We start from the raw sequence: 15170 nt of genomic DNA on the forward strand, positions 1-15170 counted from the left end.
GCTCAACGAATTGCAAGCATGGATCGTTTCACGTGAAACAACGATCCGTGAATCTGGATCTGTTTACCAGTTCATCTGTTTCACGTGAATCATTTTCCGATACAGAACCGCGAAAAGATGACGTCAAGCAAATCCTCGACGTCCACGTGACCCGTGATCCTGCCGAGTGCATTCGCCGCAATCCTCAAACTTTCCGCGGAGAGTTCGGGAGCCGTATCGAGGAACTGCGCAGCATCGCGAAGACCGTGGAGCGCTGTTCGGCAAAGGGATACATGCCGTTCCCGCCGCAACAATGGCATCGCTCCGGAACCTAATCCCTCAACCGCGACATGATCCCCGATTGCGGCGATCAACCGGTCCAAGCCTGCGCCAGTGGTAACGGAGATAGTAAAATCGACCGGGACAGGCCATGCCGTTCCCATATCGGCCTTGGTTCCGATGACCAAATGCGGCTTGCTTCGGGATTCGGACTTAACCCCCGGGGCACCATCGCCGGGTGAAACCAGCTCAAGAACAAGGTCCGCGGTCCGGACCATCTCGAGTGCCCTCGAGATGCCGATCTGCTCCACCTCTCCGGTGGTTTCCCGGATACCCGCGGTATCGATCAGGCGGATCTTGTAGCCGCCCAGGTCCAGTGCGACTTCGACGAGATCTCGCGTCGTCCCCGGTTCGGAAGAAACAATGGCGACATCACGCTCAGCCAGCGCATTCAGAAGACTGGATTTGCCGACGTTCGGCGCACCCGTAAGAACAACCTTGTAGCCGTTCCGGACAATCTCGCTTGCATGCACCCGGTCCAACTCTGTTTCAATCTTCTTCGTTATGCCATCCAGGCGTTCCCGAACCTGATTCCTGAGGCTCCCCGGGATATCTTCTTCGTCGGCGAAGTCGAGTTCCGCCTCGATCAAGGCACGGCATTCGGTCAATTGCGCTGCCCAATCGGTAAAAAGACCGGCATTGGAACTCATACTGCCATCGACAGCGAAACGTCTTTGCATCTCGGTTTCGGCCTCGATCAGATCGCCCAGGCTCTCAGCTTCGTAAAGATCGATCCTGCCGTTGAGAAAAGCGCGCCTCGTAAACTCCCCCGGTTCTGCCTGGCGGTAGTCCGGTATTTCTGACAAGACATCCAGGAATGCCGATACGACCGCCTTTCCGCCATGCAGGTGGAATTCGATCGTATTTTCTCCGGTGAACGAGTTTGGTCCATCCATACGCAGGATAAGCGCTCGATCGATTGGACCGCGGCGTTCCTCCCGCAACTGGCGAAGCGACGCCAACCGGTTGGCGGGCAGATCGCCGGCCATCAACCTGGCGGTCTCATGCGCCTTGCGACCTGACACGCGAACCACGGCAACCCCGGCCGGGAGGCCGCCGCTGCTCAGGGCATAGATGGTATCGCTATCGGCCATGGGCCCGCAGGAGGATTTGATCGGACCGGAACCGAATCGACAAATCAGGTTCCGGATCCGAATCGATCAGGTGTTCATTGAATCGAAGAAGTCCGAGTTCGTCTTCGTCTGCTTCAACTTGTCGATCAGGAACTCGATCGCATCCGTCGTTCCCATCGGCGCCAGGATGCGCCGCAGGACGAAGATCTTCTGCAGATCCTGTCGCGCAACAAGCAGGTCTTCCTTGCGGGTACCCGACTTGAGGATATCCATCGCCGGGAAGATCCGCTTGTCGGCAACCTTGCGATCGAGGACGATTTCGGAGTTGCCGGTGCCCTTGAACTCTTCGAAGATCACTTCATCCATGCGGCTGCCGGTATCGATCAGCGCGGTGGCAATGATTGTCAGCGATCCACCTTCCTCGATATTGCGCGCCGCGCCGAAGAAGCGCTTCGGGCGCTGAAGCGCATTGGCATCAACACCGCCGGTCAGGACCTTGCCGGAGGACGGAACCACCGTGTTGTAGGCGCGCCCGAGGCGCGTGATCGAATCGAGAAGAATGACCACGTCGCGGCCGTGCTCGACAAGCCGCTTTGCCTTTTCGATCACCATCTCGGCGACCTGGACGTGGCGTGTCGCCGGTTCGTCGAAGGTCGACGAAACGACTTCGCCCTTCACGGAACGCTGCATGTCGGTGACTTCTTCCGGGCGTTCATCGATCAGCAACACGATGAGATAGCACTCGGGATGATTGGCCGTGATCGAATGGGCAATGTTCTGGAGAAGGACGGTCTTGCCCGTACGCGGCGGCGCTACGATCAGCCCGCGCTGGCCCTTGCCGAGTGGCGATACCAGGTCGATGACGCGCGAGGAAAGATCCTTGCCGGTCGGATTGTCCGTTTCCATCCGCAGCCGTTCATTCGGATAGAGCGGAGTCAGGTTGTCGAAGTGGATCTTGTGACGGATCTTTTCGGGATCTTCGAAATTGATCGTGTTGACCTTGAGCAAGGCGAAATAGCGTTCGCCTTCCTTGGGGCTGCGGATCGGCCCTTCGACCGTATCGCCGGTCTTGAGCGAGAACCGCCGGATCTGCGACGGCGAAATGTAGATGTCATCCGGACCGGGCAGATAGTTGGCATTGGCGGAGCGAAGAAATCCGAACCCGTCCTGCAATACTTCGACAACACCTTCGCCAATAATCTCCACATCCTGTGTCGCGAGTTTCTTCAGAATCGCGAACATCAGTTCCTGTTTGCGAAGAACACTTGCATTTTCTACTTCAAGTGATTCGGCGAATGCGATGAGATCGGTCGGATTTTTGCTTTTCAGCTCCTGAAGTTTCATTTCCTGCATGGTGGTCTCGCGATAGGGGAGAAGGAGGGAAGGTAACCGGCACCATTCATGAGAAACATGGTACGTAGGCCTGTTGGCCCGAAAAACCGGTAGGAAGGAAGGACGTTCTCAATAAACCGCGCGATGCCGTTTTGCAAGCCCGCCCGGAAAGACGGCCGGCCGCTGTTCCGCTGCCACCGCTTGTACCGGGTCTACCACAGCTGCGGCTTGACGATCACCATGACCACGATGAGCATCATCAGCAGCGTCGGAATCTCGTTGATCATGCGCCATTGCCGCTGGCTGCGCTTGTTTCGGTCCTCGGCAAACTCGCGTACGCTCTTCGACAGGTCTCCGTGGGCCGCTGACATGGCCAGTACGGCGGCGAATTTCACATGAAACCACCCGTCGGTGTAGAATCCCGCATCCCAAGCCAGCCAGAGTCCGAAAACCCAGGCGATTGTCATGGCCGGGTTCATGATCACGCGGAGCAGACGGCGCTCCATGACCTTGAAGGTCTCGGACTGGACCGATCCGGGCTCGGCCTCGCAGTGATAGATGAACAGGCGCGGCAGGTAGAACATCCCGGCCATCCAGGCGATGACAGCGATGACATGGATCGCCTTGGCCCAGAGATAGAACCCCTGTGGGTCCAGCCAGAATAGCCCGGCCGTAAGCGCCAGGAAGATCGCGATCGCGATGCCGGCCCGCCTGGCGGCCTTCCGGCCGCTCGCCTGCATCTCCTCCCGCGTTTGCGTCATTGGCCCCGGAGCCCGGCTTCGCGAACCCGCGACACCATGCGCTCGACATGGGCAATCGGCGTATCCGGGGTGATTCCATGGCCAAGGTTGAAGATCAGCGGTCCCTGGCCGAGACCGTGCAGGATGGCGTCGATGCCATCGTCCAGTGCCTGGCCACCGGCAACCAGCCGCATCGGATCGAGATTGCCCTGCACGGCGCCATCCGCCTGTAGCCGTTTCGCCTGGGACAATGGCACCGACCAGTCGAGACCGAGCGCCGTAACGCCCGTCTTCGCCCGGTAGCCGTCGTAAAGCGCACCGGCACCCTTGGGAAAGCCGATGACCGGCACATCGGGAAAGCGTTCCCGGATTGTCGCGACCATGCGCGCAACCGGTTCGACACAGAGCGCGGTGAAAGTGGCCTCGTCAAGAACCCCCGACCATGAATCGAAAATCTGCACCGCGTCCGCACCGGCCTCGATCTGCCGGATCAGGTACTGCGCCGAGACATCTGCCAGCATCATCACCAGCGAATTCATCGCGGCCGGTTCTTGGAAGGCAAACAGGCGTCCTGGCGCCTGGTCGGGTGTGCCGTGACCGGCAATCATGTAGGTCGCCACCGTCCAGGGCGCTCCGCAGAAGCCCAGCAGGGTCGTCTCGTCAGGCAATTCGCTGCGCAGGCGGGAAACCGTTTCGTAGACGGGCGCCAGGTGATCGTGAAAGCCCTTGTCGTCGAGCCTGGCCACCTCGGCGGCGGTGATGGGGGTCATCACGGGACCACGCCCTTCAACGAAGGTCAGGTCACGGCCAAGGGCATGGGGAACGACAAGGATGTCCGAGAACAGGATCGAGGCATCAAAGCCGAACCGGCGGATCGGTTGCAGCGTCACTTCCACGGCCATGTCGGGCGTGTAGCAGAGATCGAGAAAGCTCCCGGCCTGCCTGCGCGTTTCCTTGTACTCCGGCAGGTAGCGGCCCGCCTGGCGCATCATCCAGACAGGGGGTGGAAAGCGCGTTGCGCCTTTCAGGACCTCGAGGACGATTCGTGTCATCTAGCCGCTCCGTATCCGGGCTCGGGAGCCCGCCTCTCTAATCATATAGATTCTATTTAAGAGTCTTTTGTTTCTATGACTCTGTCAGAATCGTGAATTCTCGACCGTCCACAGGGCATCGCCACGTCCTGACGTGTCTGGGATCGTGGGCACCGTTTGTCCGCCATGTGGAAAACACCGGGGACAAACCGGAAAACCTGCGGTTTCCCAATAGCATCCCTCACGCCGCTGTCAAATCGTGTCTGTGGAGCTTTCAAGCACTGCTGCTTTGTGTCACACGATTATCAAGATGGTTCGAGGGGATCACACAACGGCTGGAATTGTGGAAAAAGATGTTGGTTTTCACCAGCCTTCGACCGGCACCGGTCCGGTTTGCACATTTGTCCACAGCAACTGACAGGCAGCGGGAAAAACGGTGAACAAACCTCAAAGCTATTTTCATCTCCACCTGATCTCCGATGCGACCGGCGAAACGCTCTTGGCAGCCGGTCGCGCGGCGTCCGCGCAATACAAGAACGCGCGCGCCATCGAGCACATCTATCCCCTGATCCGAACGGCCCGCCAGATCGAACGGGTACTGGAAGAGATCGACGCGGAGCCGGGCATCGTGCTCTACACGGTGGTCGACAAGGAACTCGCCGACCTGATCGACAAGGGCTGCGCGGCCATGGGCCTGCCCTGCGTTTCGGTCCTTGAGCCGGTGCTGACCGTTTTCCAGTCCTATCTCGGTGCGCCATCGGCCCGGCGCGTCGGGGCCCAGCACGTTCTCGACGCCGAATATTTCCGCCGGATCGACGCTCTCAATTTTACCATGGAGCATGACGACGGCCAGCTGACGCATGATCTCGATGAAGCCGATGTCGTGTTGCTCGGCATTTCGCGGACATCCAAGACGCCGACCTCGATCTATCTTGCCAACCGCGGCATCAAGACGGCCAACATCCCGATCGTTCATGGCGTTCCGTTGCCGGAAAGCCTCCTGCTCGCGAAACACCCGCTGATCGTCGGCCTTGTTGCCTCGGCGGAGCGCATATCCCAGGTTCGCGAAAACCGCGTGCTCGGATCGTCCATGGCCTATAACCAGGGAGACTACGCGGACCGGGCATCCATTGCCTCCGAGCTGACCTACGCCCGGCAGCTGCTGAACCGGCATGGCTGGCCGATGATCGACGTCACTCGGCGATCCATCGAGGAAACGGCGGCGGCTATTCTTGCGTTGTACAACAAGCCAAGACAGCCCGCCTGAAACGCAGGACCTCGAAAGGACACGCCGAGCCATGCCGACAGACCTGATTCTAGCCTCCGCCAGCCCCTTCCGCCGCCAGTTGCTCGAGAATGCCGGTGTCGCGTTCCGCGCCTTCGCCGCCGATATCGACGAGCGGGCGGTGGAAGCGCCACTCGTCGAGGCGGGTGCTTCGCCGGAGGACATTGCCCTGGTGCTCGCCGAAGCCAAGGCGCAGGACGTATCGGGGAAACATCCCGGTGCCCTCGTCATCGGCTCGGACCAGACGCTGTCGCTGGGTGACGAGGTGCTGCACAAGGTCGGCTCCATGGAGGAAGCGCGCAAGCGTCTCCTCCAGCTCTCCGGTCGAATCCACCATCTGAATTCCGCCGTCGTTCTGGTCCGCGACGGCGAAACAGTCTGGCGGCACGTGTCGGTCGCATCGTTGACCATGCGCGATCTTGACCCCGGCTATGTCGGCCGGCATCTGTCGCTCGCCGGGCAGGGGGTCCTGTCCAGCGTCGGGGCCTACCAGATCGAAGGCGTCGGCATTCAGCTTTTCGAAGCGATCGAAGGCGATACGTTCACGATCATGGGCCTGCCGCTGCTTCCGCTTCTTCACCAATTGCGCGCCATGGAGGTTATCGATGGCTGACGACATCATCCGCGCCGGGGTCATCGGCGACCCGATCAAGCATTCGCGCTCGCCCATCATCCACGGCTACTGGCTGCGGCAATTGTCCATTGCCGGGCGCTACGACACCATCCACGTTCCTGCGGGAACCGCCCCGGCCTTCTTTTCGAGCATGATCGAATCGGGTCTCGCCGGATGCAACGTCACGGTCCCGCACAAGGAAGCCGCGCTTGCGGTCATGGATGAACTGACCGACACCGCTCGCAGCATCGGTGCGGTCAACACCGTGTGGGCGGAAGGCGGAAAGCTGATCGGCGACAACACCGACAGCTATGGCTATGCCGCCAATCTCGATCAGCGCGCCCCCGGTTGGGACCGGGGTGGAAAGGCGACGGTGATTGGCGCCGGCGGTGCCGCGCGCGCAATCGTCTACGCCTTGCTGGAAAGGGGATTCGACCGAGTCGCCATCGTCAACCGGACCCTGGGACGTGCGGAGCAACTGGCAAATCACTTCGGCCCGCGTATCAGCGCGCATCCGTTCGATGCCTTGTCCGCGGAAATGAACGATGCGACGCTCGTGGTCAACACCACCACGCTCGGGATGGAAGGCAAGGACAGCTACACCTTTGACCTGTCGTCCGTTCCGGAAGACGCACTCGTTTCCGACATTGTCTACACACCGCTCGTCACGCCGCTGCTTGCTGCAGCGAAGGAGCGCGGCCTGCGCACGGCCGACGGACTGGGCATGTTGCTGCACCAGGCGGTTCCCGGTTTCGAGCGCTGGTTCGGCGCCCGGCCGAAGGTGTCGGGAGAACTGCGCGCCCTCGTTCTGGCAACCATGGGCGTCGTGGAGGAAGCATGAGGATCGTCGGGCTGACCGGTTCCATCGGCATGGGGAAATCGACCACGGCGGCCATGTTTGCCGATGCCGGCATCCCGGTTCATGATGCCGATGCGACGGTTCATCGTCTTTATGCCGGACGCGCGGCTCCGCTGGTTGAAGCGGCGTTTCCCGGAACGGTCGTCGATGGCGCGGTGGATCGCAATCGGCTCAGCGCAGCCGTTGTCGGCAAGGCCGATGCGATGAAACGGCTGGAAGCAATCGTGCATCCGCTGGTCAGGGAAGAGGAACAGGCCTTCCTGGAGTCTGCCAGGTCCGCCGGCGCACCCTTTGGGATCCTCGATATCCCGCTGCTTTTCGAAACCGGTGGCGACAGGCGCGTCGACGCCATCATCGTCGTCTCTGCCGATGCGGCGCTTCAGCGCGAGCGCGTGCTGGCGCGCCCGGGCATGACGGAAGAAAAGTTCGAGGCGATCCTGGCCCGGCAGGTTCCCGATGCCGAGAAGCGGGCCCGGGCCGATTTCGTCATCGATACCGGCCATGGCCTGGACCATGCCCGCGCCCAGGTGGCCGATGTCATTGCCGCCCTGAGCGAACCGGCGGTGGATTGACGCACAACGGGCCGGTTCGGCCCTTGCGTTGAAAGCCCGATCCAAAACAATGGAAGCGGACCGGCGAATCACGACGAAGGACAGGACCGATGCGCGAGATCGTTTTCGATACCGAAACCACCGGGCTCGACAACAAGGCCGATCGCGTGATCGAGATCGGCGGCGTCGAACTGGTAGACCGGTTTCCGACCGGCCGCACTTACCATGTCTACATCAATCCCGAAGGTCGCGAGGTTCATCCCGAGGCGCTCGCGGTCCATGGCATTTCCAATGATGATCTTGCCGACAAGCCGGTCTTCTCGGCAATCGTGGAGGAATTCCTGGAGTTCTTCGGCGGCGCCCGGTTGATCGCTCACAATGCGTCCTTCGACATGGGCTTCATCAATGCCGAACTGGCGCGCCTGGGCCACCCGTCGATCGATCCCGGGCTGGTGATCGATACGCTGGCGATCGCCCGGCGCAAGCACCCGATGGGTCCGAATTCGCTCGATGCGCTGTGCCGGCGGTACGGCATCGACAATTCCCACCGCACCAAGCACGGCGCGCTGCTCGATTCGGAGTTGCTGGCAGAGGTCTATATCGAACTGGCCGGCGGCAAGCAGGCGGCCTTGCGGCTGGTCGAAACCACGGGGTCCGACGATGACGACGGCGGACTGACCGAGCATGTGGCACTTCCGGAAAGACCGGACAGTCTTCCGCCGCGCCTGTCTTCACAGGAGATCGAGGCGCATCAGGCGCTGATCGCGAAGCTTGGCGAAAAGTCGATCTGGGCCCGCCTCGGCTTTGGCGGGGCCGATTCCTGATCTCGCGTATTTGGACTAGGGAACGGGATGTGCCCGGGCCTGAATCAAAAACGCCCCCGTCCGGATCGGGCAGGGGCGTTCGTAGTCGATGATTCACGTGAAACCGTGCGACGTGCCTGACGTCAGTTCTTCTTTTCGGCGCGGGCCTGCTCTTCGGCCATGCGCTGCTGGAACATGGCGCCGAAGTCGATCGGCTCCAGCATCAGCGGCGGGTAGCCGCCATTGCGGGTGGCGTCGGAAATGATCTGTCGCGCGAAGGGGAACAGCAGCCGCGGGCACTCGATGAAGAGGATCGGCAGCATGTGTTCCTGCGGGAAACCGGCAACCCGGAAAATGCCGCCGTAGACCAGCTCGACGTTGAACAGCGTCTTGCCGTCCATCTCGGCCTTGGTGTTCAGGGTCAGGACGACGTCGAATTCCTGCTCCGAGAGCGGGTTGGCGTTGACGTTGACATTGATGTTGATGCCCGGGCTCTTGTTGCCCTGTCCCTGCAGCGACTGCGGCGCGTTCGGATTCTCGAACGAGAGATCCTTGATGTACTGTGCCAGCACGTTGAGAACAGGCTGCTGGTTCCCGCCGTTGCCCGCCTCGGTGGCTTGAGTGTCGGTCATCTGTTGATTTTCCTTCTAGAGACCGGGCCGGCGCGCCGGGTCGGCGGTCGTTGCCCTCTGAAAATACGGTGGCTGGCTAACATGACCGCCTGTGTCTGACAAGCACGACGGTTGACCGCCGTGCAATCAGTGCTCGCGGGGCTTGTTCTCGCCCGCCCTGTATTCGTCCTGTCCGAGGTCGATCGTGCGCCCGTCGTCGCGCCGGGAGCCCTGCTGGCCGGCGAAACCGCCTGCGCTGACGACCGTGATGCGGTCCTTGACCAAGCGCCAGCCGAGATCGCGGAAGGCGGGAATGAAAAGCAGGAAACCGAGGGTGTCGGTGATGAAGCCGGGCGTCAGCAGCAGGATACCGGCGATCATGATCATCACGCCGTGAACCAGTTCGCGTCCCGGAACGCGGCCGGCATTCATTTCTGCCTGGATCCGGTTGAGCAGGGAGAACCCCTGGATGCGCAGGAGAATGGAGCCGATGACCGCTGTGACGACCACCATGGCAAGGGTCGCCATGACGCCGATCTGGCCGCCGATGATCACGAAGGCGGCGATTTCGGCGAAGGGGATTGCCAGCAGGAAAAAGGGGACGAGACTGAAGGGCATAGGGCGGAAGCGCCTTTTGGGTTTTGGAACGAAACGTTCACTTCCATATAGGAACGCTCAGAACACATTTGAATGAGCGACATTGGCGTTCTATATGAGCCTTATCGCGTTGGGTAAAAAGGGGCCGCCGTGATGGTTCGGTCCTTCTGGTGGCAGGCAAGATGCAATATCTCGATTTCGGAACGATCTTTTTTCTTATCACGGCGGTGGTGATCATCTACCAGCTCCGTTCCGTTCTTGGTCGCCGGACCGGCAACGAACGCCAGCCGTTCGATCCCTATACCGAAGGCCGCCTCGAGAACCAGCCTGCCCAGGACGACAATGTCGTCGCGCTGCCGCGCCGCAAGAAGAAGGGCGACGGCGACGAGGCCGATGAATTCTACGCGCCGGTCGACGTGGTCGCGGAAAAGGGCACACCGCTGAACAAGAGCCTGCGGGAAATCCGCGATGCCGATCCGAACTTCGATCCGAAGGGCTTTGTCGAGGGCGCCAAGCTCGCCTACGAGATGATCGTGACCGCCTACGCGGAAGGCGATCGCAAGGCCCTGCGCAACCTCCTGTCACGCGATGTGTTCGAAGGGTTCGACCGAGCGATTGCTGCCCGCGAGAAGGCGGGCGAGAGCATGCGGTCCTCCTTCGTCGGCATTTCCCGGGCCGAGATCATCAATGCCGATCTGCGCGGAAGCGACGCCATGGTCACCCTGCGCATTGTCTCGGAAATGATTTCCGCCACCATGGACGCCAATGGCGAGGTGGTCGACGGCGATCCGGAATCGGTCACCGAGGGAACCGATATCTGGACGTTCTCGCGTGATCTCCGCTCCCGCGATCCCAATTGGAAGCTCGTCGCGACGGAAGAGGAATAGGCCCGGCCGGAAGGGGAAGCGGGATGGGGAAAACGCCAGCTTTCCTGCCGGCCGGCTTCGCCGACATACCCGGATGGGCCGAAGACGACCATGTGACCGCCTTCCATGCGTTTCGCCGCTCGGCCATCCTGTCACGGGAGAGATCCTGGAAAGACGGCGCGCTTGGCGTGCGCTTCGAAACGCTGAAGCCTGCGTTCGAAGCCGCGTGCAATTTGCCTGCGCCGGATCCCGCCGGGGCCCGCCGTTTCTTCGAAACCCGTTTCAGTCCCTGGCGCTGTCCTGGCGAGGATGGCGGCGGGGGGCTTGTCACCGCCTACTATGAACCCGAGGCGGAAGCCTCGCCGGTCCGAACGAGCCGGTTCCGCTATCCCCTCTACCGTCAGCCCGCCGACCTGGTGAAAATCCCGGCCGGGTCCAATCCCGCTGGCCTGCACACGTCGTTCGAATGGGCGCGGCGGGCGGGCGATGATCTCGTCGAACACCCGGACCGTCGCGCGATCGAGAGCGGTGCGCTGGAAGGGCGCCGCCTGGAGCTGGCCTGGCTGGAGGACCGCGACGAGGTCTTCTTCATCCATGTGCAGGGATCCGCGCGCCTGCGGATGACCGACGGACGCATCCTGCGCGTCGGCTTTGCCGCGAAATCCGGTCATCCGTTCACCTCGATCGGGCGCATCCTGGTCGATGCCGGGGAGATCGATCCGGCGGTTGTTTCCATGCAGTCGATCCGTGACTGGCTGCACCGCCATCCCCATCGCCGCGACGATCTGGTGTGGAGAAACCGGTCCTTCATCTTCTTCCGTGAAACGCCGCTGGGCGATCCGGAACTCGGGCCGTTTGCAGCCGGCTACGTGCAGTTGACACCCGGCAGGTCCGTCGCCCTGGATCGCAAGCTGCACTGTTTCGGCACGCCCGTCTGGATCGACGCGCCGGGCATGACCGATTTCGGCGGTCCGTTCTTCCGGCTGATGATCGGTCAGGACACCGGCTCGGCCATCGTTGGCGCGGCCCGCGCCGACCTTTTCGCCGGGACCGGACCGGACGCTGGCAGGATGGCGGGTGCGGTCAAGTCGCCCGCGGGCTTCTGGTTTCTCTTGCCTGCAGGCATGGTCCCGCCGGAGGCCGCGGTCTCATGAGCGGACGCGATCGCAAGCTGAGCGCCGACGAGCGCATCCTGTGGGGAAAGGTCGCCCGCAGCACGACGCCGATGAAGAATCGCCGCGACGATCTGGAAAAGTGGCTTGAACCGGTACCGGCGGTTCCGGACGAGGAGCCGCGTATCGTCAAGCAGGCCGATGCCTTTCGCCAGCCCGCCGCGCCGCGGGAAGGCAAGACTGTATCTCCGCCGCCGCCCTTTGACCGGCCGCAGCGCCGCAAGCTGGAAAAGGGCCGCATTCCCATCGAGGCCAGGATCGATCTGCATGGGCTCTTCCAGGCCGAGGCCTATTCCATGCTGCTGTCCTTTCTGGCCCATGCCCATGGCCGGGGCATGCGCCATGTGCTCGTCATCACCGGCAAGGGTGCGTCGCATGGATCCGAGGGCGTCCTGGCGCGCTCCGTTCCCGCCTGGCTGGCGACACCGCCCTTCCGCGCCATGGTCAGCGGGCATGATGTCGCGTCGCGCCGGCATGGCGGGGAGGGCGCGCTCTACATCCGCCTGCGCCGTCACGCGGGCAGGGTGTCATGACGCCCTTCGGCCGGAAAATGCGGGAGATGCGAACCGCCCGGGGCGTGACGCAGAAGGAAATGGCGGCAGCCATCGGCGTGTCGCCTGCCTATCTGTCGGCGCTGGAACACGGCCGCCGCGGGCAGCCCACCTGGGCCTTGCTTCAAAGGATCATCGGATATTTCAACGTCATATGGGACGAGGCCGACGAATTTGCCGATCTGGCGGAGATTTCTGACCCGCGTGTAACGATCGACACCGCCGGCCTGTCACCGTCCGCGACGGCCTTTGCCAACCGCCTTTCCCGCGATATCGGGAAGCTTGACGATGAGGCGCTGGAAGCGCTGGATCGCATGCTTGATGCGCTGGTTCACCCGCACGCTGCCAGGCCGAATCGCTGACAGACCGGGATCAGAACAGGGCCTTGAGTTCGGCGAGCTTGTCGTTCACGAGCCACCCGTAATAATTCTCTTCCGGCATCCGTGGCGGCTTTCCCTCCGCGACGAGCTTGGCATTCTCGTCCTTCAGCGCCATGGCCCGCTCTTCCGGGTTGCCGAGATTGTACAGCGTCGCGGTGACCCCGGGATTGTTCGAAATGTCGTATCCCGCGATCGTCCGGTAGGCGTCGATGGACTTCCGGATCACCGCCGCGACATAGGCTAGCGACATGTCGGGATCCATGATCGTCCGGTAGACGGCTTGCGGATTGCGGTGATCGAGGCGCGGATAGCCGGACACATCGTGGACAAGATCGCTCATCTCCAGCGCCGTCAACGGGTTGAGCTGTCCAAGACCGAATGTCTGACCCGCGTAGAATGGCTGGAAGAATACGGCCGAGAAACGATCGTTCGGCCAGGCCTTGCCGCTCACCGTCTTGCCGCGGAAGGTCGTGTTCCAGACCGTTTCACGGCACGTCCACTGGTCGTAGCTGCCCGTCAGCGCGGTGCATCGGGAGAACTCCGGCCGGGCGATGAACTCGGAAACATCCTCTCCGTCATACTCGAACTGGAACCGCGAGTTCACGTAGGACAGGGCCTTGATGTAATAGCTTTGCAGCCGGTCGTAGGCATCGACGTTATAGGTGTGCTCGCCCACGATGGCTCCGACGATATGCATCGGGTCGATACCATAGGCCTTGGCTTCCGCACTGATCTTGCCGCGCAGGTCCGTGTCCGACTTCAGCAGGTCGAAGACCTTCTGGTACTTCCGGTCGAATGTTGTCTTCAGCGCCTGGGTCCGCTTGGCCGAGGCGCCGGGGATCGCCGGTTGTTCCGCATGCCGGTTTCCGGGCGGAACCGCCGTCACGTCCTGGGCCCTCAGGGGACCGGAAAAAGCGAGGGCGAGACAGAGGGCAAATGCGGACCGGCGGAACATGGCAGCGCTGAAACGGTTGGCGTGGTGGAAAACGGACAGGCGCATTGCATAGTCTTTCCGGCGCTCCAAGTCGATACGCATGACGCCGCGTAACAGGTTAAGGCGGGGTCACATCCTCCCTTCGCCTACAGGATATAGCGCGAAAGATCGGTGTTCTTCGCAAGGTCGCCCACATGCGCATGAACGTAGTCCGCGTCGATGACGATCTCGTCGCCGCCCTTGTCCGGGGCATTGAAAGAGATCTCGTCGAGAACCCGCTCCATGACGGTCTGCAACCGGCGTGCACCGATGTTTTCCACCGTGGCGTTGAGATCGACTGCAATGCCTGCCAGTGCATCGATGGCATCTTCGCTGAAGGAAAGCGAGACGCCCTCGGTGCCCATCAGCGCGGTGTACTGCTTGATCAGGCTGGCCTCGGTTTCCGTCAGGATCCGCCGGAAATCCTCCTTCTCCAGTGCGCGAAGCTCGACGCGGATCGGCAGGCGGCCCTGCAGTTCGGGCAGCAGGTCGGACGGCTTGGACACGTGGAAGGCGCCGGACGCAATGAACAGGATATGGTCGGTTTTCACCGGGCCGTACTTGGTCGCCACCGTGGTCCCCTCGATCAGCGGCAGCAGGTCGCGCTGAACCCCCTCGCGGGAGACGCCAGCCCCGTGCCCGCCCTCGCGCGCAGCGATCTTGTCGATCTCGTCGATGAAGACGATGCCGTCGTTTTCTGCCGAGGACATGGCTTCCTGGGTGACCTGGTCCATGTCGAGCAGCTTGTCGGACTCGTCGTTGATGAGGAAAGAATAGCTCTCCTCGACCGTGGTCCGGCGCGTCTTGGTGCGCCCGCCCATCGCCTTGCCGAGCAGGTCGTTGATGTTGAGGACACCGACATTGCCGCCCGGCATGCCGGGGATCTCGAACCCGCCGGGCATGCCGTTATCGGCCACTTCGACCTCGATCTCCTTGTCGTTCAGTTCGTTGTTGCGCAGCTTGCGACGGAAGGAATCGCGCGTCGCCGGGCTGGCGGTCTTGCCAACCAGGGCGTCGAGCACGCGTTCCTCGGCATTCAGCTCGGCCTTGGCCTTCACCTCGGCCCGCTTGCGGTCGCGCACCAGCGCGATGGCCGCTTCGACCAGGTCGCGGATGATCTGTTCGACATCGCGGCCCACGTAGCCGACCTCGGTGAACTTGGTCGCCTCCACCTTGATGAAGGGCGCTCCGGCCAGCCGGGCGAGGCGGCGCGAAATCTCGGTCTTGCCGACGCCGGTCGGTCCGATCATCAGGATGTTCTTCGGATTGACCTCCTCGCGCATCGGGCTCTCCAGCTGCTGCCGGCGCCAGCGGTTTCTCAGCGCGATCGCGACGGCGCGCTTGGCTTCCTTCTGGCCGATGATGAAACGGTCGAGTTCCGAGACGATCTCGCGGGGCGAATAATTGGTCATGGC

At 62.0% G+C, this 15170-nt stretch carries 17 protein-coding genes; 9 read left to right on the top strand and 8 right to left on the bottom strand.

All coding sequences use genetic code 11. From position 1 onward, the window contains the following. Positions 1-89: 89 nt before the first annotated feature. The 4 genes from mnmE to hemE all read right to left on the bottom strand — a co-directional run bounded on the left by mnmE (position 90) and on the right by hemE (position 4515). Positions 90-1412: a tRNA uridine-5-carboxymethylaminomethyl(34) synthesis GTPase MnmE gene (mnmE, locus tag CSC94_RS00990; protein WP_099302846.1), complete on the bottom strand. Its 1323-nt coding sequence runs from the start codon at positions 1410-1412 to the stop codon at positions 90-92. Positions 1413-1478: 66 nt separating this feature from the next. Continuing rightward, positions 1479-2744 (bottom strand): transcription termination factor Rho, encoded by a 1266-nt coding sequence (gene rho / locus CSC94_RS00995; protein WP_099302848.1) that lies wholly within the window; start codon positions 2742-2744, stop codon positions 1479-1481. A gap of 191 nt (positions 2745-2935) precedes the next feature. After that, entirely contained in the window at positions 2936-3484 is a 549-nt protein-coding gene (gene hemJ, locus CSC94_RS01000) for a protoporphyrinogen oxidase HemJ (protein ID WP_099302850.1), read from the bottom strand. After that, complete coding sequence (gene hemE / locus CSC94_RS01005; RefSeq protein WP_099302852.1) at positions 3481-4515, bottom strand: uroporphyrinogen decarboxylase; 1035 nt, start codon at positions 4513-4515, stop codon at positions 3481-3483. Before hemE ends, hemJ begins: the two co-directional genes overlap by 4 nt. A gap of 415 nt (positions 4516-4930) precedes the next feature. On the opposite strand from hemE, the gene CSC94_RS01010 reads away from it, so the two are divergent. The 5 genes from CSC94_RS01010 to dnaQ all read left to right on the top strand — a co-directional run bounded on the left by CSC94_RS01010 (position 4931) and on the right by dnaQ (position 8626). Continuing rightward, positions 4931-5761 carry a pyruvate, water dikinase regulatory protein gene (locus tag CSC94_RS01010; protein ID WP_099302854.1) on the top strand — a complete coding sequence of 277 codons (831 nt, stop codon included), beginning with the start codon at positions 4931-4933 and terminating at the stop codon, positions 5759-5761. Positions 5762-5792: 31 nt separating this feature from the next. Next, a complete protein-coding gene (locus CSC94_RS01015; RefSeq protein WP_099302856.1) occupies positions 5793-6392 on the top strand; it encodes a Maf-like protein in 600 nt (199 codons plus the stop codon). Continuing rightward, complete coding sequence (locus CSC94_RS01020; protein WP_099302858.1) at positions 6385-7233, top strand: shikimate dehydrogenase; 849 nt, start codon at positions 6385-6387, stop codon at positions 7231-7233. The genes CSC94_RS01015 and CSC94_RS01020 overlap by 8 nt, the downstream gene beginning before the upstream one ends. Next, a complete protein-coding gene (gene coaE / locus CSC94_RS01025; RefSeq protein ID WP_099302860.1) occupies positions 7230-7823 on the top strand; it encodes a dephospho-CoA kinase in 594 nt (197 codons plus the stop codon). Before CSC94_RS01020 ends, coaE begins: the two co-directional genes overlap by 4 nt. Positions 7824-7912: 89 nt before the next feature. Further along, positions 7913-8626 (top strand): DNA polymerase III subunit epsilon, encoded by a 714-nt coding sequence (dnaQ, locus tag CSC94_RS01030; RefSeq protein ID WP_099302862.1) that lies wholly within the window; start codon positions 7913-7915, stop codon positions 8624-8626. Between the two features lie 122 nt (positions 8627-8748). On the opposite strand, the gene secB is transcribed toward dnaQ, so the two are convergent. Beyond that, a complete protein-coding gene (secB, locus tag CSC94_RS01035) occupies positions 8749-9237 on the bottom strand; it encodes a protein-export chaperone SecB (RefSeq protein ID WP_099302864.1) in 489 nt (162 codons plus the stop codon). A 126-nt stretch (positions 9238-9363) separates the two neighbouring features. Continuing rightward, positions 9364-9834 (bottom strand): FxsA family protein, encoded by a 471-nt coding sequence (locus CSC94_RS01040; RefSeq protein WP_099302866.1) that lies wholly within the window; start codon positions 9832-9834, stop codon positions 9364-9366. Positions 9835-9995: 161 nt separating this feature from the next. On the opposite strand from CSC94_RS01040, the gene CSC94_RS01045 reads away from it, so the two are divergent. The 4 genes from CSC94_RS01045 to CSC94_RS01060 are packed head-to-tail and all read left to right on the top strand — an operon-like array spanning position 9996 to position 12764. After that, positions 9996-10700 carry a Tim44/TimA family putative adaptor protein gene (locus CSC94_RS01045; protein WP_099302868.1) on the top strand — a complete coding sequence of 235 codons (705 nt, stop codon included), beginning with the start codon at positions 9996-9998 and terminating at the stop codon, positions 10698-10700. A gap of 23 nt (positions 10701-10723) precedes the next feature. After that, positions 10724-11833, top strand: coding sequence for a murein transglycosylase A (gene mltA / locus CSC94_RS01050; RefSeq protein WP_099302870.1), 1110 nt, complete (start codon positions 10724-10726; stop codon positions 11831-11833). Beyond that, a complete protein-coding gene (locus CSC94_RS01055; protein WP_099302872.1) occupies positions 11830-12384 on the top strand; it encodes a Smr/MutS family protein in 555 nt (184 codons plus the stop codon). The genes mltA and CSC94_RS01055 overlap by 4 nt, the downstream gene beginning before the upstream one ends. Then, positions 12381-12764, top strand: coding sequence for a helix-turn-helix domain-containing protein (locus CSC94_RS01060; protein ID WP_099302874.1), 384 nt, complete (start codon positions 12381-12383; stop codon positions 12762-12764). Before CSC94_RS01055 ends, CSC94_RS01060 begins: the two co-directional genes overlap by 4 nt. 10 nt (positions 12765-12774) lie before the next feature. On the opposite strand, the gene CSC94_RS01065 is transcribed toward CSC94_RS01060, so the two are convergent. Beyond that, positions 12775-13737 carry a DUF1402 family protein gene (locus CSC94_RS01065; RefSeq protein ID WP_099303911.1) on the bottom strand — a complete coding sequence of 321 codons (963 nt, stop codon included), beginning with the start codon at positions 13735-13737 and terminating at the stop codon, positions 12775-12777. A gap of 125 nt (positions 13738-13862) precedes the next feature. Beyond that, entirely contained in the window at positions 13863-15167 is a 1305-nt protein-coding gene (gene hslU, locus CSC94_RS01070; RefSeq protein ID WP_099302876.1) for an ATP-dependent protease ATPase subunit HslU, read from the bottom strand. Positions 15168-15170 lie beyond the last annotated feature (3 nt).

The sequence above is a fragment of the Zhengella mangrovi genome (assembly GCF_002727065.1).
Classification (GTDB): Bacteria; Pseudomonadota; Alphaproteobacteria; order Rhizobiales; family Rhizobiaceae; genus Zhengella; species Zhengella mangrovi.

Bases quoted from the DNA above. Each gene is read 5' to 3' on its own strand.
- mnmE (WP_099302846.1), bottom strand. From the start codon at position 1,412: ATGGCCGATAGCGATACCATCTATGCCCTGAGCAGCGGCGGCCTCCCG.
- rho (WP_099302848.1), bottom strand. From the start codon at position 2,744: ATGCAGGAAATGAAACTTCAGGAGCTGAAAAGCAAAAATCCGACCGAT.
- hemJ (WP_099302850.1), bottom strand. From the start codon at position 3,484: ATGACGCAAACGCGGGAGGAGATGCAGGCGAGCGGCCGGAAGGCCGCC.
- hemE (WP_099302852.1), bottom strand. From the start codon at position 4,515: ATGACACGAATCGTCCTCGAGGTCCTGAAAGGCGCAACGCGCTTTCCA.
- CSC94_RS01015 (WP_099302856.1), top strand. From the start codon at position 5,793: ATGCCGACAGACCTGATTCTAGCCTCCGCCAGCCCCTTCCGCCGCCAG.
- CSC94_RS01020 (WP_099302858.1), top strand. From the start codon at position 6,385: ATGGCTGACGACATCATCCGCGCCGGGGTCATCGGCGACCCGATCAAG.
- coaE (WP_099302860.1), top strand. From the start codon at position 7,230: ATGAGGATCGTCGGGCTGACCGGTTCCATCGGCATGGGGAAATCGACC.
- dnaQ (WP_099302862.1), top strand. From the start codon at position 7,913: ATGCGCGAGATCGTTTTCGATACCGAAACCACCGGGCTCGACAACAAG.
- secB (WP_099302864.1), bottom strand. From the start codon at position 9,237: ATGACCGACACTCAAGCCACCGAGGCGGGCAACGGCGGGAACCAGCAG.
- CSC94_RS01040 (WP_099302866.1), bottom strand. From the start codon at position 9,834: ATGCCCTTCAGTCTCGTCCCCTTTTTCCTGCTGGCAATCCCCTTCGCC.
- CSC94_RS01045 (WP_099302868.1), top strand. From the start codon at position 9,996: ATGCAATATCTCGATTTCGGAACGATCTTTTTTCTTATCACGGCGGTG.
- mltA (WP_099302870.1), top strand. From the start codon at position 10,724: ATGGGGAAAACGCCAGCTTTCCTGCCGGCCGGCTTCGCCGACATACCC.
- CSC94_RS01055 (WP_099302872.1), top strand. From the start codon at position 11,830: ATGAGCGGACGCGATCGCAAGCTGAGCGCCGACGAGCGCATCCTGTGG.
- CSC94_RS01060 (WP_099302874.1), top strand. From the start codon at position 12,381: ATGACGCCCTTCGGCCGGAAAATGCGGGAGATGCGAACCGCCCGGGGC.
- CSC94_RS01065 (WP_099303911.1), bottom strand. From the start codon at position 13,737: ATGTTCCGCCGGTCCGCATTTGCCCTCTGTCTCGCCCTCGCTTTTTCC.
- hslU (WP_099302876.1), bottom strand. From the start codon at position 15,167: ATGACCAATTATTCGCCCCGCGAGATCGTCTCGGAACTCGACCGTTTC.